General features: G+C 51.3%; 16 protein-coding genes. 9 read left to right on the top strand and 7 right to left on the bottom strand.

The genetic code is table 11. From position 1 onward, the window contains the following. Positions 1-143: 143 nt before the first annotated feature. Both OXN82_RS08465 and OXN82_RS08460 read right to left on the bottom strand, forming a co-directional pair. On the bottom strand, positions 144-1,169 hold the full coding sequence (locus tag OXN82_RS08465; protein WP_321211390.1) for a H(2)-dependent methylenetetrahydromethanopterin dehydrogenase-related protein: 1,026 nt from the start codon (positions 1,167-1,169) through the stop codon (positions 144-146). 260 nt (positions 1,170-1,429) lie between these two features. Next, complete coding sequence (locus tag OXN82_RS08460; RefSeq protein ID WP_013294935.1) at positions 1,430-2,404, bottom strand: TRC40/GET3/ArsA family transport-energizing ATPase; 975 nt, start codon at positions 2,402-2,404, stop codon at positions 1,430-1,432. A gap of 129 nt (positions 2,405-2,533) precedes the next feature. Here OXN82_RS08460 and OXN82_RS08455 point away from each other — a divergent pair, with 129 nt between their 5' ends. Genes OXN82_RS08455 through leuS form a run of 3 tightly spaced genes read left to right on the top strand, consistent with a single transcriptional unit; the run spans position 2,534 to position 6,469 of the window. After that, positions 2,534-3,319, top strand: coding sequence for an NAD+ synthase (locus OXN82_RS08455; RefSeq protein WP_321211389.1), 786 nt, complete (start codon positions 2,534-2,536; stop codon positions 3,317-3,319). Next, positions 3,319-3,639, top strand: a complete 321-nt coding sequence (cutA, locus tag OXN82_RS08450) for a divalent-cation tolerance protein CutA (RefSeq protein ID WP_013294933.1) — start codon at positions 3,319-3,321, stop codon at positions 3,637-3,639. The genes OXN82_RS08455 and cutA overlap by 1 nt, the downstream gene beginning before the upstream one ends. After that, positions 3,620-6,469, top strand: coding sequence for a leucine--tRNA ligase (leuS, locus tag OXN82_RS08445; RefSeq protein ID WP_321211388.1), 2,850 nt, complete (start codon positions 3,620-3,622; stop codon positions 6,467-6,469). Before cutA ends, leuS begins: the two co-directional genes overlap by 20 nt. Before the next feature lie 112 nt (positions 6,470-6,581). Here leuS and OXN82_RS08440 read toward each other — a convergent pair whose 3' ends face one another. Further along, positions 6,582-7,355 carry a fumarylacetoacetate hydrolase family protein gene (locus tag OXN82_RS08440; RefSeq protein ID WP_321211387.1) on the bottom strand — a complete coding sequence of 258 codons (774 nt, stop codon included), beginning with the start codon at positions 7,353-7,355 and terminating at the stop codon, positions 6,582-6,584. Positions 7,356-7,365: 10 nt separating this feature from the next. Continuing rightward, complete coding sequence (gene hisG, locus OXN82_RS08435) at positions 7,366-8,229, bottom strand: ATP phosphoribosyltransferase (RefSeq protein WP_013294930.1); 864 nt, start codon at positions 8,227-8,229, stop codon at positions 7,366-7,368. Positions 8,230-8,388: 159 nt separating this feature from the next. On the opposite strand from hisG, the gene OXN82_RS08430 reads away from it, so the two are divergent. Both OXN82_RS08430 and OXN82_RS08425 read left to right on the top strand, forming a co-directional pair. Further along, the gene (locus OXN82_RS08430; protein ID WP_321211386.1) at positions 8,389-9,678 is read left to right on the top strand and encodes an amidohydrolase family protein; all 1,290 of its coding nucleotides are present in this window, start codon (positions 8,389-8,391) and stop codon (positions 9,676-9,678) included. A gap of 11 nt (positions 9,679-9,689) precedes the next feature. Further along, complete coding sequence (locus tag OXN82_RS08425; protein WP_321211385.1) at positions 9,690-10,361, top strand: HAD family hydrolase; 672 nt, start codon at positions 9,690-9,692, stop codon at positions 10,359-10,361. A gap of 59 nt (positions 10,362-10,420) precedes the next feature. On the opposite strand, the gene tfrA is transcribed toward OXN82_RS08425, so the two are convergent. Continuing rightward, a complete protein-coding gene (gene tfrA / locus OXN82_RS08420; protein WP_321211384.1) occupies positions 10,421-12,064 on the bottom strand; it encodes a fumarate reductase (CoM/CoB) subunit TfrA in 1,644 nt (547 codons plus the stop codon). A 228-nt stretch (positions 12,065-12,292) separates the two neighbouring features. Between tfrA and sepS the strand changes: the two genes are divergently transcribed. Genes sepS through OXN82_RS08400 form a run of 4 tightly spaced genes read left to right on the top strand, consistent with a single transcriptional unit; the run spans position 12,293 to position 15,722 of the window. Continuing rightward, positions 12,293-13,888, top strand: a complete 1,596-nt coding sequence (sepS, locus tag OXN82_RS08415) for an O-phosphoserine--tRNA ligase (RefSeq protein WP_013294925.1) — start codon at positions 12,293-12,295, stop codon at positions 13,886-13,888. 4 nt (positions 13,889-13,892) lie between these two features. After that, on the top strand, positions 13,893-14,279 hold the full coding sequence (locus tag OXN82_RS08410) for a DUF120 domain-containing protein (RefSeq protein ID WP_013294924.1): 387 nt from the start codon (positions 13,893-13,895) through the stop codon (positions 14,277-14,279). A 28-nt stretch (positions 14,280-14,307) separates the two neighbouring features. Next, positions 14,308-14,982 carry a 3,4-dihydroxy-2-butanone-4-phosphate synthase gene (gene ribB / locus OXN82_RS08405; RefSeq protein WP_013294923.1) on the top strand — a complete coding sequence of 225 codons (675 nt, stop codon included), beginning with the start codon at positions 14,308-14,310 and terminating at the stop codon, positions 14,980-14,982. Positions 14,983-14,993: 11 nt separating this feature from the next. Beyond that, entirely contained in the window at positions 14,994-15,722 is a 729-nt protein-coding gene (locus OXN82_RS08400; RefSeq protein ID WP_013294922.1) for an ATPase domain-containing protein, read from the top strand. 176 nt (positions 15,723-15,898) lie between these two features. On the opposite strand, the gene OXN82_RS08395 is transcribed toward OXN82_RS08400, so the two are convergent. Both OXN82_RS08395 and gatA read right to left on the bottom strand, forming a co-directional pair. Beyond that, on the bottom strand, positions 15,899-17,368 hold the full coding sequence (locus OXN82_RS08395; protein ID WP_321211383.1) for an AAA family ATPase: 1,470 nt from the start codon (positions 17,366-17,368) through the stop codon (positions 15,899-15,901). An 11-nt stretch (positions 17,369-17,379) separates the two neighbouring features. After that, a complete protein-coding gene (gene gatA, locus OXN82_RS08390) occupies positions 17,380-18,735 on the bottom strand; it encodes an Asp-tRNA(Asn)/Glu-tRNA(Gln) amidotransferase subunit GatA (protein WP_321211382.1) in 1,356 nt (451 codons plus the stop codon). Between the last annotated feature and the right edge of the window lie 63 nt (positions 18,736-18,798).

The following is an 18,798-nucleotide window of genomic DNA, read 5'->3' as shown; positions in this document are numbered from 1 at the left end:
TGCGAATAACCTTTAAAACCGATTTTAGTCCATCTAAAAAGCAATCACTTCTTAATAATGCGAATAACCTTTAAAACTGATTTTAGTCCATCTAAAAAGCAATCACTTCTTAATTTCTCTTAAAATAGTTAAAAATAAAGGTTTTATTCGAACATCTTCCTCATGCACCTTCTTATGGTACCCTCTGCTGCCTTTCCACCCATGAGGTTCTTGAGTTCCTTTGCAAGGGCCTGGGCTGCAACGAGATCCGTGTGCCTGATCTCACCCTTATTTATCCACTGGATAACCTCATCATCGAGGTCAGAGAGTGTGTTGATTGCAGCATCCAGTTCCTCCTGCTCCTCAAGGAGGTGCATTGACCTTGCACTTCTCACAAGGAGCTCAGGGTTCATGGCCTTGAGCATTCCATTAACACCTGATGTTTCAACAAGGGATGCTATTGTCTGGAGTGTCATGAGGATCTGCTTCTCAACCATCTCCACAGGTGCCTTGATTATCTGGGTACCAACGTAGTAGTAGTCAAGGACACCTGAAAGTGTTACGGCAGTTACAAGGGACCCCATATCAGCAACTGCACTTGATACGTCTGCAGGTACAACGTATGCTGTCTTACCACAGCTTTCTGCAAGTTCAACACACCTTGAAATCTGTTCATCGGTGGCTATGTCCAGTTCACTGCTTGAGTGTCCACCTATGACGTAGTGGCCGTGCTGTGGTGTTCCAGGGACAGCTGCAGGGTGCATTGATGCTATACCCAGGTCCTGACGGTCCCTTCGAAGTTCCCTTTCAAGGACGTAGTAGAGAACCACCGGAGATACAGTACAGGTGTTGGCTATCACAGCACCCTCTGGAAGGTGCTTTGTTATGTCCTTGGCTATATCAAAGGTCTTTTTACCGAATGGTGTGAAGAGAACTGCCACCTCTGCCTCGCTGGCTGCCTCAGCATCGCTGTCTGTTACGGTTACACCTGCATCCTCAACCACCTTCCAGTGTGCATCATCCAGCATTTCCCTTGCTGGCTCTGCTAGCACAACATCATGACCTGCCTCTGCAAATTCAATTGCCATCCTGCTTCCACCGTAGGGTGCCTCACCCCCGTATTTTTCAGGCAAGTTCAGCTGGTCCACATAAAGTTTCTGATTACCCGCGCCATAAACTGCAACTTTCATAGTGCTCACCTAACGTTAATATATTGTTAAGTAATTTGAAGGAATATTATAAATTTTGGCATTTGATTCTTTAAAAAAAATAAGACCTGGCATAACTTTAAAATGAAATTAATGTATCAATATAACCTGGAAATCTGATAAATCATGGATTAAAAATTTTATGGATTTTTAAAGCCTTCAGACATGTTTTATCTAAAAATAATGGTGTTTGAGGTTAATTATTTTTTAATATTATAAGCCCCAAACATATTATATTCCAATCAGGCTGGCTCAGGTTCACCATAGAGCTGCCTGGCGATCTTCTCAAGGGTGTCGATACCCTTGGCCTCCTCCTTGAGGAGTGGAACCTCTGCAACCACCTGGTCGCTGAACTTCTCACGTATCTGCTTCAGCCTCTCCTGCTGCAGTTTCCTCCTGGCATTGCAGAACTCACAGTCACTGTCCTCTGGCAGCACCTGGTTGACAATGACACCATCTGCATGTATGCTGTACTTCTCAAGGGCCTTCATGGCCCTCTCGGACTCGTATATGGACATCTCCTCAGGGATCACAACCATCTTGAAGGAGGTCCTCTCAGGGTCTGACATGACCTCCCTTGCAGCGTTTATCTGCTTCTTGGTGGCCTCCATGTCCTGGAGGGCCCTGTCCTCCTCTTCCTCGTCACCCATGAATGGGAGTATATTCTTGAAGGCCTTTGCCATGCTGCCGATCTGCCTCCTTATCTTGATCATCTTCCCAACCCATGAGTCCATGAGTTCAGGGAATGAGAGCAGACGGAGTGTGTGGCCTGTGGGTGCAGTGTCAAATATCACAATATCGTACTCATCGGTTGTCATGTACCGCAGGAACTGGTCGAAGGCCGCGGCCTCATCGATACCCGGGGACATTGAAGCCATGTCCATCTGGTCCTGGAGCATGTCAAGTCCCATTCCAGGGTTCATTGACGCCTGTTCCCTCAGCTTCGCCTGATACTCCTCCATTGCAACCTCAGGGTCTATTTCAACCGCGTAGAGGTTATCTGTTATCAGGGTTGGTGTGTGACCTATTTCCCTCTCAAGGGAATCTGAAAGTGAGTGTGCAGGGTCGGTTGAGATAACCAGTGTCTTCTTACCTGATCTGGCCATCCAGAGTGCTGTTGCAGCTGATATGGTTGTTTTGCCAACCCCTCCCTTTCCGCCTATGAACACGAATGTTGTTTTGCCCTTATTGAACTTGAAAAGATCCTTAAATGCCATTGTACTCCTCCTGTAAGAATCCGTGATGCTGATGAACACCTTCACATGTTACCTTACATTGATTTATATGGTTATATAAAATATACCCTACTTACTTTTAACCATTGCTACTTTGGAAAGGGTGATTCCATGAGACATGTTCCAGGGCTTGGTCCCCACGTGAGGGAGAGGATAGAGGAGTTCATAAAGGCCAGGGTGGATGATAGCAGGACAGATGGTGTTGTACTGGGTCTCAGTGGGGGTGTGGACTCTTCAACTGTCGCCTACCTTGCAGCAGATGCCCTTGGCCCGGATAGGGTCCTTGGCATAATCATGCCGTCTGCCACAACACCCCCCGAGGACCTCAAACATGCGGAGCTGGTTGCAGAGGAAACCGGTATAGAATATGAGACCGTGGACATTGAACCCATTCTGGAGTCATTCAGTGGTATATGCGGTCACCGGGCCAGCAAAATCGCTCTGGCAAACCTCAAGCCAAGGGCAAGGATGATGGTCCTCTACTACCATGCAAACTCCATGAACCGGCTTGTGGCAGGTACCGGTAACCGTACAGAGCTCCTTGTGGGTTACTTCACAAAATACGGTGATGGGGGAGTCGACATACTTCCAATTGGGGGCCTCTACAAGAAACAGGTCCGTATGCTTGCAGAGGAGCTTGGTGTTCCATCCGAGATAATATCCAAGGCTCCTTCAGCCGGCCTCTGGCCCGGCCAGACCGATGAGGAGGAACTGGGGATAAGTTACGATGTCCTGGATGAGATCCTCTTTCTGCTGGTTGATAAAAAAATGGGGGTTCCTGAGGTCGCATCTGAACTTGGAGTGCCTGTTGAAGAGGTTAAGAGGATACAGGGTATGATAAATGCGGCAGGGCACAAGCTCAGGCCCCCTGAAATAGCCGATCCCTGGGTGATCTGATGTTCACGCTGATATACATAACGACCTCCGGCCAGGAGGAATCGGCAAGGATCGGGCGTAGACTTGTTGAGGAGATGCTCGCAGCATGTGTGAACATCATACCCTCCATAAAATCATTCTACCACTGGGAGGGCTCCCTTGAGGAGGATGAGGAGTCGGTCCTTATTGTTAAAACAACCAGTGAACTAACCCAGCAAATAATTAAAAGAGTTAGGGAACTACATAGTTATGATAATCCATGCATAATTTCAATTCCCATAACAGCAGGGGGATCCCGTGATTACCTTGAATGGTTAAATAATGAAGTCAAAAAGCCATGATGGCGGTGATTCAGTGGATATTGAGAGTAAATGGCGCGATAAGTGGAGAGATGCAGGAATATTTCATGCTGACCCCGATGACAGAGAGAAGATCTTCCTGACAGTTGCCTATCCATACCCCAGCGGTGCCATGCACATAGGACACGGAAGGACCTACACGGTCCCGGATGTCTATGCACGTTTCAAGAGGATGCAGGGATACAACGTCCTATTTCCAATGGCCTGGCACGTCACAGGGGCCCCGGTAATAGGGATAGCCAGGAGGATACAGAGACAGGACCCCTGGACCCTCAAGATTTACAGGGAGGTCCACAAGGTACCCGAGGAGGAACTTGAACTCTTCAGTGACCCTGAATACATCGTTGAATACTTCAGCAGGGAGTACCGTTCTGTGATGGAGGATATGGGTTACTCCATAGACTGGAGGCGTGAATTCAAGACCACGGACCCCACCTACAGCAGGTTCATACAGTGGCAGATAGGAAAGCTCCGTGACATGGGCCTTGTGAGGAAGGGTGCCCATCCAGTGAAGTACTGCCCTGACTGTGAAAACCCTGTGGGTGACCATGACCTCCTTGAGGGGGAGGGTGTGGCCATAAACCAGCTCACACTCCTCAAGTTCAGAATGGATGATTCATACCTTGTTGCGGCCACCTTCAGGCCCGAAACAATCTACGGTGCAACCAACCTCTGGTTGAACCCGGAGGAGGAGTATGTGAGGGTGCGGACAGGCGGTGAAGAGTGGATAGTAAGCCGTGCATCCCTTGATAACCTCTCCCATCAGAAGCTTGACCTTGAGGTTGAGGGTGAAGTGGACCCTGAGGAACTCATTGGAAGGGAAGTTGAAAACCCCGTAACAGGCAAAATGCACCCCATACTTCCAGCCTCATTCGTTGACCCTGAATACGCCACTGGAGTGGTATTCTCTGTACCTGCCCATGCCCCTGCAGACTTCATAGCCCTTGAGGACCTCAGGAAGAACTCTGAACTGCTGGAGAGGTATGGTCTCGGTGATGTGATTAAGGGCCTCGAACCCATCAATGTTATCACCGTTGAGGGTTACGGAATGTTCCCTGCCACAGAGGCAATCCAGAAATTCGGGGTTGAGAGTCAGGAGGATGAACGCCTGGAGGACGCCACAGGGGAACTCTACAAGATTGAACATGCCAAGGGTGTGATGAGCAGCCACATCCCTGTTTACGGTGGGATGAAGGTTTCAGAGGCCCGTGAGGTCATAGCAGATGAACTGAAGTCTGAGGGCCTGGCCGATGAGATGTACGAGTTTGCAGAGCGCCCTGTGATATGCCGCTGCGGTGGAAGGTGCGTTGTGAGGCTCATGGAGGACCAGTGGTTCATGAAGTACTCCGATGAGGAGTGGAAGGAACTGGCCCACAGGTGCCTTTCCAGCATGAAGATAATACCCGAGGAGGTGAGGGCCAACTTCCAGTACTACATTGACTGGCTGAATGACTGGGCATGCTCCAGGAGGATCGGTCTCGGTACAAGGCTCCCCTGGGATGAGAGGTGGATAATAGAGCCCCTCACCGATTCAACCATCTACATGGCCTACTACACCATCGCCCATAAACTGAGGGAGATGGACCCTGAGAAACTGGATGATGAGTTCTTTGACAATGTCTTCCTTGGTGAATCCATAGCGGGGGATGAACTCAGGGAGGAATTCAGCTACTGGTACCCCCTTGACTGGAGGCTGTCTGCCAAGGACCTCATAGGCAACCACCTCACATTCCATATATTCCATCACTCCGCCATATTCCCTGAATCCCGCTGGCCCCGTGGTGTTGTTGTATTTGGAATGGGCCTCCTTGAGGGTAACAAGATGTCCTCATCCAAGGGTAACGTGATACTGCTGCGGGATGCAATAGAGAGGCACGGAGCAGATGTTGTGCGCCTGTTCCTCATGTCATCTGCAGAGCCCTGGCAGGACTTTGACTGGAGGGAGAAGGAGGTTATAGGAACCAGGAGGCGCATCGAGTGGTTCAGGGAATTCGGTGAAAGGGTCTCTGAGATCTGGGATGGCAAACTGGCCCTGTCTGAGCTTCCTGAATTTGAGCCTGAAAGTTTCGCTGGTAAGTGGATGATCTGCCAGCTTAACCACAGGATACGCGAGGCCACAGATGCCCTTGAGTCATTCCAGACCCGTAAGGCAGTGCAGGAGGCACTATATCTCCTCAAAAAGGATGTGGACCACTACATGGCCCGTGTTGATGGCCGTGCCGACATGGAGGTTAAAATGGTGCTTGCACATGTTCTGAGCGCCTGGATAAGGCTCATGGCACCATTCACTCCCTACACAGCCGAGGAGATGTGGGAGAGATACGGTGGTGAGGGTTTCGTATCGGAGGCTCCCTGGCCCAGGTTCAGGGAGGACGCCATAAGCAGGGAGGTCCAGGTTGCAGAGGAGATGGTCCAGAACACCGTCAGGGATATTCAGGAGATCATGAAGATACTGGACGCCCGGCCTGAGAGGGTGCACCTCTACATATCGCCACCCTGGAAGTGGGATGTCCTGAGAATAGCATCTGAGGTTGGAAAACCAGATATGGGTGCCATAATGGGGCGGGTTTCAGCCTCCAAAGTCCACAGCAACATGAAGGAGGTCTCAGAATTCGTGAGGAGGATCCACCGGGATGCAGGTAAATCTGAGGTTGTTGAGGTGGACGAGTACAGTGTACTGGTTGATGCCAGTGACTACATAAAATCAGAGGTGGGGGCCGATGTGGTGATCCACCGTGATGCGGACTACGACCCTGAAAACAAGGCCAAAAATGCTGTTCCCCTTAAACCCGCAATATATCTTGAGACATGAGGTTAAAGGGGACATTTTAATTTTTTTGTTTATTCAATACCTGACCCTTTTATTGAAAAAATTAATATACTGGCTTGGGGATTATAACGCTTATTTTATCAGATGCTGGCTTTCACTGGATGTTATCTGAAGATTCAACCCTGTTTTCAAGTGTCCCCACGCCCTCAACGGTGGCCCTTACGGTGTCTCCTGGTTTCATCTCTCCAACGCCGGGTGGTGTGCCGGTTGCAATGATATCGCCGGGCTCCAGTGTCATGATCTCTGATATGAACTCAACCAGTTCCTGGACGGTGAATATCATGTTGGATGTGCTGGATGACTGCCTGAGTACCCCATTGAGTTCAAGGGATATATCAAGGTTGCTGGGTCTGATATCAGTTTCTATGAATGGCCCCACTGGACAGAAGGTGTCAAAGCTTTTTGCACGGGTCCACTGGCCGTCACGCCTCTGGAGGTCCCTTGCAGTTACATCATTGAGGACCGTGTAACCTGCTATGAATTCATCCGCCTCCCCTGCATCAACGCACCTCACCCTTTCTGATATAACCGCTGCAAGTTCAACCTCATGGTCAACCTCCGAGGACATTGCAGGGTAGACTATTGCATCTCCATGGCCTATGACCGCTGTTGGTGGCTTGAGGAATATAACGGGTTCATCAGGTATGTCCATTCCAAGTTCAGCTGCGTGGTCCCTGTAGTTAAGACCCACACATATAACCTTTGAGGGTGAAACCGGTGGGAGGATCCTAACGTCCCCCATATGATATTCCGAGATGACCTCAGGGTCTTCAAGGAGGTAGCGATCACTTTCAACCTGAAACACCTTCTCTCCATCTGTAAAGCCGCAGAGAACCCTTCCGCCATCTGAAAACCGGAGGAACTTCATTGATAACACCTCAGGGGATTATCCTCTCAATTGGCACAACCAGTATGTCCCTTGCCCCCACGGACTTGAGCCTGTTCACCAGGTTGAAGACCTCCTTCTCATCCACAACCGCATGGACAGCCACAACACCGTTATCCGAGAGCACCTCAGAGACCGTGGGTCCCGTCATCCCTGGCATGAGTGCCCTCACACGATCCAGGTTTTCCCGGTCTATGTTCAGCATTACGAGCCTACGGCCCTCTGCATCTATAACTCCCCGTATACCTGTTCTGAGCTCCTCTATCAGCTGCCCCTTGCGTCTGTAACTTTCAGGGTTTGCTATGAGTTTCACTGAACTCTCAAGGAGTGTGTCAATGACCTTGAGGTGGTTCATCCGGAGTGTGGTGCCGGTGCTGCTGAGGTCAGTTATGAGGTCCGCCACCCCTATGAAGGGTGCTATCTCTGTGGAACCTGTGAGTTCAACTATCTCGGCCCCTATGTTCCTTTTCCTGACGTAGTCCTCTGTTATTCTGGGAAACTCTGTTGCTATGACCGCACCGTCGGGTATGTCCTCTGGTTTATCGATGGGGGAGTCCTCAGGTGCTGCCAGGACCAGGCTGGCCCTCCCATAGTTGAGGTCCTCAAGGATTTCAACCTCACTCCCCCTCTCCACTATGAGGTCGTACCCTGTGATACCAAGGTCAGCCGCCCCATCTGCAACGAATTCGGGTATATCGGCTGCCCTGCTGAACATGACATCGATCTGGGGGTGCTGCGTCTTTGAAAATAGCTTCCTGTTAATTGTATCCTTCAGCCCCACACCTGCATTTTCAAGTAGCCTTATTGCAGGTTCGCTTATCCTTCCCTTTGAGGGAACCGCTATTCTTATCTTCATTCAATCCCTCGATGACTCAAATATTTACTGTGAATGCCGTACACATCAGTATCTCATCTGCAGAATCACATCACTTATATCTCTTTTAAAGGAACCTATATAATAGCTTTAGATTCATCTGGATTATAAGTTAAAACTTATAAGTTATAAGGTGATCCTATGGAGAATGAGAGCATACTGGTACATGGCGCCCAGATCCTTGATGCGGCGGGCCTTCGCAGAGGATCCGTTCTGATGGAGGGTAACACCATAGAGGAGGTTTCAGACAGCCTGAGTCCCGGTGACGCTGACACCGTCATTGATGGCCACGGGAAACTCCTCATCCCGGGTCTTGTGAATACCCACACCCACCTCTCAATGACACTATTCAGGGGGATGGCGGATGACCTCCCCCTTGACAGGTGGCTGAACGATCACATCTGGCCAGCCGAAGCCCACCTCAACGGTGAATACTGCTATGCAGGGGCCCTGCTTGGATGCTTGGAGATGATAAGGTCAGGTACAACCACCTTCAATGACATGTACTTCTACATGGATGAAGTGGCCTGTGCAGTGGATGATACGGGACTGAGATGCGTTCTAAGTCACGGGATGATAGACCTGGGGGATGATGATAGGAGGCGGGCTGAGATGAGGGAGAGCCTCAGGATAATCCGTGAATGCCATGGAATGGCAGATGGACGCATAAAGGTTGCCCTTGGGCCCCACAGCCCATACACCTGTTCAGAGGAACTCCTCAGAGAAACTGCCCGCCTGGCAGCTGAACACGGTGTTGGTATCCATATCCATGTATCTGAAACAGAAGATGAGGTGAGGGAGGTCTCAGAGGCCCGTGGAATGTCTCCTGTTGAGTACCTGGATGCCACAGGTGTACTTGGTCCGGGGACCGTGGCCGCCCACTGCGTCTGGCTGAAAGAAAATGAAATGGAGATCCTCTCAGAGAGGGGGGTGAAGGTCTCACACAACCCCTCAAGCAATATGAAACTGGCATCAGGCATCTCACCTGTACCTGAACTCATGGGGCGGGGCGTCAACGTCTCCATCGGGACAGACGGGGCCGCCTCAAACAATAACCTGGATATGTTTGAGGAGATGAAGACCGCCTCACTGCTCCAGAAGGTCAGCCTCCATGACCCGACAGCACTCCCGGCAATGGATGTATTCCGGATGGCAACAGTGAACGGTGCTGAGGCCCTGGGAGTTAATTCTGGCCTCATAGAGGAGGGCAGGCTGGCGGATCTCGTGGTCTTAAACACCCGCAGGCCCCACCTCACACCCTGGAGGAACCCGGCCTCACACCTCGTCTACTCTGCCGGTGGCGCTGATGTTGATGCTGTGATATGTGACGGGAGGATCCTGCTACTTGAAGGTGAACTGAAGGTGCTGGATGAGGAATACGTCATGGAACTTGCAGAGTGTGCTGCAGAGGAGCTTGCCTCAAAACAGTAGGATCTGGGAAGATGATTGCACTATTCGACATAGACAAAACCCTCATACACCGCTCAGAGGTCCATGAGGAGGCATTCAGCTATGCTTTCAGGGAGGTCTACGGTGTTGATGCCACCGTTGACCTCATAGATTACCACGGAAAAACAGACCCCGCAATAGCCAGGGAGGTCCTCGGCCTCCTGGGCCTGGAATCAGAGGATATAAATGAGGGCATGGATGACTTCCTCCATGAACTGGCAGTTTATGTGGAGAAAAACATCCAGTACGATGATATCAGGCTCATAGATGGTGTTATGGGGTTTCTTGAGGCGCTCAGATCCATCAATGCCTGGATGGGAATTGTCACAGGGAACCTTGAGGAGATAGCCTTCATGAAGCTTGAAAGGGCTGGAATTGCAGGTTACTTCTCATTTGGGGGCTTTGGGAGTGACAGCCCCATAAGGGAGGAACTCACAGAAATCGCGGTTAAAAGGGGAACTGAAAGGGGCGCCTCAGGAAGAATCGTCCTCTTTGGTGACACCCCCCACGATATGATGGCTGGAGCCCACGTGGGTGCCCTTAAGATTGGAATAGCAGCCGGGAGGTACGGGGAGGCAGAGCTCAGACGGGCGGGGGCTGACCATGTCTTCAGGGACTACCTCAACCCCGAGATAATGAGTATAGTGACTTCTGAACAGTTTTAGCTTTACCTGATTATCTCTTCAAATATATGGTGACCTTTGAGTGGTTTTAACTTAACTGCTCACCTCTTTATGAACTGCGGCTCTCCCTTCCTGTTCAGTAATATGCTCCTTTTCCATTCTGGGCGTGTTTCAGGGAAATCCTCCCTGTAATGAGATCCCCTGCTCTCCTCCCGTATAAGAGCTGATCGGGTCACCAGTGAAGCTGTTATGAGCATGTTCTCAAGTTCAAGGGCCTCCAGGAGGTTGCTGTTAAATCCTCCTCTTTCAGGGACATCAAGGTCCCCCAGTTTATCCATCAGGGTGGAAATCCTGGACATTGCAGATTCAAGTGACCTCCGGCTCCTTACAATTGCAACATCACTCCACATGGCCTCATGGAGTTCATCCCTTATCTCAGCCGGCCTTATGGATCCATCACGGACCATGCCCTTTATCCGCTGTTCCTCATCCTCAATGAGTGACCTGACATTTTTATTGGATGAATTCATGGCGTTTTTTGCAGCCGATATACCTGCCCTCCTCCCGAATACCTGGGTATCAGCTAGGGCATTTCCTCCGAGCCTGTTGGCACCATGTACGCCTCCTGAAACCTCACCTGCTGCGAAGAGGTTCCTGAGGCTGGTCCTGCCCCACTCATCTATCCTTACACCCCCCATGAAGTGGTGTGCTGTGGGTGCAACCTCCATTGGCTCGGACCTTATATCCACACCCACATCCAGGAACTGGAGTAGCATGGTCTCAAGTTTCTCCTCTATAACCTCATCAGGGAGGTGGCTCACATCGAGGTAGACGCCGCCGTTCTCTGTCCCCCGACCCTCCATTATCTCGGTGTAGATGGCCCTTGCAACCACGTCCCTTGTTGCAAGTTCCCCGCGGGGGTCATAGCGGCCCATGAACCGTTCACCCTCACTGTTGAGGAGTATGCCGCCCTCACCCCTCACGGCCTCCGTCACAAGGACCCCCCTCCGTGACTCAGGGTAGACCATGCCTGTGGGGTGGAACTGGACCTGTTCCATGTCTATGAGGTCAGCCCCCGCCTTCCAGGCGATTGCAAAGCCATCACCACCCTTCTGCATGGTGTTGGAGGTCACAGGGTATATGTGGCCTGCCCCCCCGGATGCCAGTATGGTGGAGGAGGCCCTGAAGGCCACAGGCTCTGAATTCCTGATGGATACGCCCATGGCGCCAAGGACGCTGCCATCCTCAACAAGGAGTGAGGTTATCATCACCTCATCGATGGTCTCTATGTCCCTCCTTATAACCTCCTCCTTGAGGGCCGTGATCATCTCATGGCCTGTCCTGTCCCCATGGTAGCAGGTTCTCCTGTAGGTCTGGCCTCCGAAGGGCCTCTGATCCAGGAGGCCTGACTCCTGGCGGTCAAAGAGTGCGCCATATTCTTCAAGGTCCCTCAGCCTGTCAGGGGCCTCGTCCACAAGTATACGGACAAGTCTGGGGTCGTTGATGAATCCCCCGCCCCTCATTGTATCCTCAAAGTGGACATCGGGACTGTCCTCTGGATCAACACATGCGAATGCGGCGTTGTATCCGCCCTCAGCCATTCCTGTGCATCCTGATTTGAATGATAAACCCTTTGAAACTATGATTGGTGTCAGTTTGTGTTCAGAAACCTCAATTGCTGCCCTGCAGCCGGCTCCGCCTGAGCCTATTATGAGAACATCACATTCGTAAAGCTCGCTTTCCATGGAGATTATTTTCAACATTCATTATTATAAGGTTTGGCAGTCAATATGTTAAGGTGATGAATATGGGAAGTGAAAGATCACCCTTCCTGTTGAAGGTGATGATGGGAAAACTGAGGCCCTTTAACTGGCTAAGTTAATAGAACCGAAGTATCTCCTGAGGGGTGATAACCCGGCTCATCACACTGATGATCCCGATTACATATACCATAAAGATCACGGGGGTTCCATTTGAAGAAGAAGGATATTGTTAAACTATCAAGGAGGGACTTTGAGAGGGCATGGCTTGAGAGCGGGAAGCTCCTTAAAAAGCCCCACCATGACCTGCAGTATCCACGCCTGAGGTTTGGTGTGGGAAAATCCCACGTCCTCTATGACACCATCTGGATGATAAGGGAGGCCTACCTCCGGCTGGGTTTCAGTGAGATGGTGAACCCGGTATTCATAGACGAGGAACACATATACAGGCAGTTCGGCCCCGAGGCCCCGGCGGTCCTCGACAGGTGCTTCTACCTGGGGGGGCTTCCAAGGCCAGACATAGGCCTTGGCCTTGATAAGATCCGGATGATAGAGGAAATGGGAGTTGAGGTGACAGAGGACAGGATCCAGGGCCTCAAGGAGGTCTTCAGGTCCTACAAGAAGGGTGACATCTCAGGGGACGACCTCGTCCTTGAGGTATCCGGGGCCCTTGAGGTTGAAAGCCATGACGCCCTGAGGATCATCGAGAGGGTGTTCCCTGAGATAAGGGACCTCAAACCAGTTGCAGGTAGGACAACCCTGAGGTCCCATATGACCTCCGGGTGGTTCATATCCCTGCAGAACATACATGACAGGTACCCCCTCCCCCTGAAACTATTCTCAATTGACCGCTGCTTCAGGAGGGAACAGAGGGAGGATTCAAGTCACCTCATGACCTATCACTCAGCCTCATGCGTCGTTGTGGATGATGAGGTTCCCCTCGACGTTGGGAAGGCAGTGGCCGAGGGCCTGCTTGAGCACTTCGGCTTCTCAAGGTTCAAGTTTCTGCCTGATGAGAAGAAATCCAAGTACTACATTCCCGGGACCCAGACAGAGGTCTACGCCTACCACCCGGGCCTCAGGGACTGGGTTGAGATTGCAACCTTCGGGTTATACTCCCCCATAGCACTCTCAATGTACGGTATAGACGAGGAGGTCATGAACCTTGGGGTGGGTGTTGAGCGTGTGGCCATGATACTCAACCAGGTGGATGACGTCCGGGAGATGGTCTACCCCCAGATCCATGGACCCTGGAGGCTCACCGACAGGGACATCGCCGGCATGCTCAGGATAAACCTCCACCCTGTAACCTCAGATGGCAGGATGCTCATGGAGAGGATAATTGAAACCTGGAGGGCCCATGCGGATGCAGAGTCACCCTGCAGCTTTGAGGTTTACAGTGGGGAATTCCTTGGCAGGAGGATCAGGGTGGAGGCAGTTGAGGATGAGGAGAACACACGGCTCCTCGGACCTGCGGTCTGGAACACCATCTACATCCACGATGGCAACATACTGGGTGTTCCGCCCGGGACGGAACTGGACAACGAACTCATAGCCAGCGCCCGGCGGGATGGCCTCAACACAGGGATAACCTACATGGATGCCCTTGCAGCCGAGGCCGCCTACAGGGTGGAGGAGATGGCTGTGAGTGGCGCCGATGAGGTTGAGGTGAGGAGCACGATAGCAAGGTCCCTCTCTGACCTGAACCTCATCCTGGATGATGTGGCCATGAGGTACATAACGAGCAGAAACCGTGAGATAGACCTGAGGGGCCCCCTCTTCTCAACTGTAAGGGGCATGCTGGAGTGAGAGGATGATAATAACCGGAAGGGTCAGTTCAGGTTTCGGTGAGGGCGCATACTTCATGACAAGGGACGTCTACCTTGAACAGTTCAGGGAGAAACTGGGTTTCGAGCCATTCCCAGGCACCCTTAACATAGAAACCGGTAACCCTGAAATCGTCAGAGAACTGCGGCTTAAGGCTGATAAAATACATGGTGGTGGCGGTTTCGGGGATGTGCTCTATGTGAGGGCCGTGCTGAACAATGAGGTTGATGGCGCCCTTCTGTTCCCTGTTAAAACCCATCACAGGGATGTGTGCCTTGAATTTGTTGCCCCTGTAAACCTCAGAAAAACCCTTAAATTAAGAGATGGAGATACTGTTAGCCTAAAGATAATGGATGATGAATCATCAGATTAATTGAGTGATACAACAGAGTCGTGATCATATGATTCAGGAAGCCCTTAAAGCACTCAGAAAGGGAGAAATGGTCCTTGTATTCGACGCGGACAACCGTGAACGGGAAACAGATATGATTGTTGCTGCTGAAAAAACAACCCCTGACCATATCAGGGTCATGAGGAACGATGCAGGTGGCCTCATCTGTGTACCTGTATCCTGGGAGAATTCAGAAAGTCTCGGGATACCCTACATGACCGATATAATGAATGAGGCCTCAGGCCGCTACCCGGTACTCAGCAGGCTCTCACCCCACGATATACCCTACGATGAAAAGTCGGCGTTCTCCATAACAGTGAACCACCGGAGGACATTTACAGGAATAACTGACAATGACAGGGCCCTTACCATAAGGGAGCTTGCAGAGCTCTGTAAAAACAAAAAACACCATGAGTTCGGGGATCTTTTCAGGTCACCGGGCCATGTCACCCTCCTGAGGGCCGCTGATGGCCATGTGACCAGGAGGAGGGGCCACACCGAGATGAGCATAGCACTCATGGAGATGGCTGGACTTGAGGGAGTTGCGGTCTGCTGTGAGATGATGGATGACAGGACCGGTAATGCGCTTTCAACGGATGATGCCATGAAATATGCGGAGGAACACGACCTCATATTCATGAGCGGAGCAGACCTCATTGACTCATACATGGAATTCAGATCTTAGAGGTGTTTCTTATGGATAGGCTGAAGATAGGAATCAGTGGACTTGATGACACAATAGGCGGCTTCCCCATGGGTAGATCCGTCCTCATAACCGGGGAACCCGGATGCGGGAAGACAATCTTTGGATTGCGTTTTGCAATAAGCAGCTGCATGGAGGGATACAACACGGTCTATATCACAGCCGAGGAGGACGCCAACGACCTCCACATCCAGGCAAACTCCTTTGGCTGGAACACCCAGGAACTTGAGGAGAGGGGACTCCTCAACTTCATTGAACTGACCGGCATAAGGGCCAGGATAACAGAGGCCGAGCTCAGCATGGACATGGACCCCATGAAGGGTAACTTCACCAAGATAATACATGACATCCCCCCTGAGGCTGAGGTAGTTGTGATAGACAGTCTGGGGGGCTACACAGCCAAGTTAACAGCATATGAGTTCAGGAACCAGTTTGACCTCCTGGTATATGAGCTCAAGCAGAGGGGTATAACATCTGTTATCATACTTGACAGCGCAACCTCCAAGGAATTCAATGAACTTGCCCTCTTCTCGGTCTATGGTGCCATAAAGCTCGGCAGGAGGGAGAACCCCTACACAGGTCGAAGGGAGCGTATAATGGACATAGTTAAGATGAGAAGCACCAAGACACCCCTCCAGTTCCTCACCTATGAGATAGGCGGAGAGGAGGGTATAACCATAACAGAGGGGGAGGAGATCCCTGAGGAGGATCTTGAAATTTAACCCCACCACCACTATTTTTTATCACCTGAAAAAATAACCTAATTTTTTGAGGAGGATCTTGAAATTTAACCCCACCACCACTATTTTTTATCACCTGAAAAAATAACCTAATTTTTTGAGGAGGATCTTGAAATTTAACCCCACCACCACTATTTTTTATCACCTGAAAAAATAACCTAATTTTTCCTGAATCTTCTCATTATCTCCTCAAGGTCAGTGTATCCCCTGAATTCTGGTTCTGCTGCTTCAGATATGAGAAGATCCACGTCAAGGTTCTCCTCAACGGCCTCCATGGCCCTCATGCAGAAGTCCTCAAGTTTTATCTCAACCTCAGGGGTGCCGCCCCTCATGCTCATCTTAACCCGGGGCAGAGCCAGGTACCTCCCCCCTGAGGCCCTCTCAAATATATCCATGTCATAGACCCTGTTGAGGATGGCGTGGGGGACCTCAACCCCAAGCCTCTCAAGGACACTTATATGGGCGTCCAGGTCAACGGCCGCTGACTCCACCCCTCCCCTGCTGCAGCCGGCCACCATTATAACAGGTATCCCAGCTGCAAGTGCGATTTCGGCCCCTGAGTAGGGTACGGTTTCATTGAGGAGTCCTGTTAATATGCTCATAACACCCTCGATCAGTATTATATCATACCTTCCCCTCACCGATTCCAGGGCATCCTCAAGGTCCATCCAGCCCAGGTGCCCTATTCTTATGGAGGAGTGCTCCTCCATTGGCTCCTTTATGAGGTAGAGGGCCGGTACTATGTCCCTGACATCAGGGCCCACCTTCATGACCCCCACCCTCAGACCTCTCTTCCTGAGGGCGCCTGCAAGGCCGGTGACTATGAAGGTCTTCCCTGCATCCGAGCCCGTGGATGCTATCATGATTGCCGGCGGGGTATTCCTGGTCTCGCTTCCTCTTTCCTCAACGTTTATACCTGTTTCCACACCTATCTCTGACCTCAGGGTTTTTCTGAGTTCCCGGTTCTTCTCCATTATCCTCTCCCTTGAATCCTCACCGGCGCCCAGAAACTCCAGTATGTTCTCCACAAGGGCGGGGTTCTCATCCAGTGCCCCGTGGACCATGGTACCTGCGACGTTTCCATCGTCACTGCAGACACCCGAGGTTACCTCAAGCCTCCTGTCCCTGTAATCGGCCCTCCTTATTATGGAGCGCATTATCTCAGGAGCGTCCCCCCTTATCTCACCGTAGGTGTGGCAGTGAAAACCGGTTACCCTCTCACCGGTTAAACCTGCGGTGAGGAATGACTCCCCTGTGACAAGGGCCTCCACACGGTCGTTGCTTATCATGGGGTGGAATGATACATTCAGGAGCCCCAGACCCTCCCTGTATATGGGGCAGGGCGATTTTCTCCCTATATCCGTCCTCTCTGCCAGTGCCTGGAACCCTGAGCAGATGCCAAGGACAAATTTTCCCTCAGCAGCCATCCTCCTTATCTCTGATCCAAGGTCCGCTGATAGACTCCCTGACTCAACTATGCTCCCACCGGGTATTATGATGCCATCCAGGACCCTGTGGGCCCTCTCACCATTCACTAGGCCATTCTCCTTAACCAGGTCGGTGGGTAGAAATCCAAAATCCTCAAAGGCCGGTACAGAGCCCCTCAGGTATGCGAGTCCAATCCTCATGTAAACTCACTCTAAAGGGAGGCTATACCCCTCATTGCAGAGAGTATCATTCCATCGTCCCCTGGCTTTGCCTGGAGCTGCAGGCCCACAGGAACCCCATCCACGTCACCTGCAGGCATGCTTGCAGCGGGTATACCTGCAAGGTTGGCTATGACCGTGAGGACATCGTATGCATACATCTCCATTGGTTCAAGTTCCTCTCCAAGCCTGTGGGGGAGTTTAGGGACTGTGGGGCCCAGTATGATGTCCACGTCCTTCAGGAGCCCCTCTATCTCCCTCCTTATGAGTGACCTTGCCTGGAGGGCCCTCCTGTAGTATTTACCAGATAGTTCCTTCTGGCTGATGTAGGAGCCCATGTGTATCCTCCGGAGCACCTCAGGGCCGCACACGTCCTCTATCCTGTGGCCATACTTCCTGCCATCGTACTTTCTTGTGGCTGAGAAGAACTCAACATAGTTTATGAGGTAATAGGTTGGGAGGCAGAGGTCGATGTAGCCAAAATCAAGTTCCACTATCTCAGCCCCCTCATCCTCTATCAGGTCAAGTTTCCTCTGGATGGCAGCATCTATTGAGTCATCGGTGACCTCAAGGAACTCCTTCACGACACCGAAGCGAATATCCTTCAGTTCCCGATCCACGCCGAGTTCCCGGTCCTCTGCAATGGTTGTTGGGTCGGTGGGGTCATGGCCTGATATCACCTCAAGGGTCAGCTGAAGGCCGGATACGTCAGCTGCAAGGGGCCCTATCTGGTCGAAGCTCATGGCAAGGTCAAGGAGCCCCTGCCTTGAAACCAGCCCATAGGTTGGCTTGAACCCCATGACACCACAGTGGGAGGCCGGGTTCCTTATGGATCCCCCGGTATCTGATCCCAGTGCAATGTCGCACATCCCGGCTGCAACGGCAGCGGCGCTTCCCCCACTGGAACCTCCGGGTATCCTTCCAGGTGCAGATGGGTTGTCGGTGGGGCCGAAGAATGAGGTCTCCGTTGAACTTCCAGCTGCGAATTCGTCCATATTGGTCATGCCGACTATTATCCCATCCTCTTCCTTTATCCGCCTTATGACGGTTGCATCGTAGCTTCCAGTGTAGTTCTCAAGTGTCCTGGATGCCGCGGATACCGTGAATCCCTCCACGTTGATGTTGCTCTTAACACCTATAACCAGACCCGCGAGTCTACCTGTCCTCTCCCCCGAGGCTATCCTTGAGTCTATCTCCTCAGCCCTCTGGAAGGCCTCCTCCTCCCTGACCTCTATAAATGCGTTTATATCATCATTTTTCGCCCTTATTGTCCTGATGAACCTTTCAAGGTTCTCTGATGCGGTCATGCCATGATCCTTAATCATTTCAACCTTATCCATGATTTCCATTTCCAAACACCCGTATCCTATCATTGAGTAAACCGATTATCCTGAAGAGCTGCATTTGAGGGT

Origin of the sequence: Methanothermobacter sp. DP (assembly GCF_026692625.1) — an archaeon.
GTDB classification, from domain to species: Archaea; Methanobacteriota; Methanobacteria; order Methanobacteriales; family Methanothermobacteraceae; genus Methanothermobacter; species Methanothermobacter marburgensis.
The sequence above is the reverse complement of the archived record's forward strand: the minus strand, read 5'-3'. Positions and strand labels throughout refer to the sequence as shown.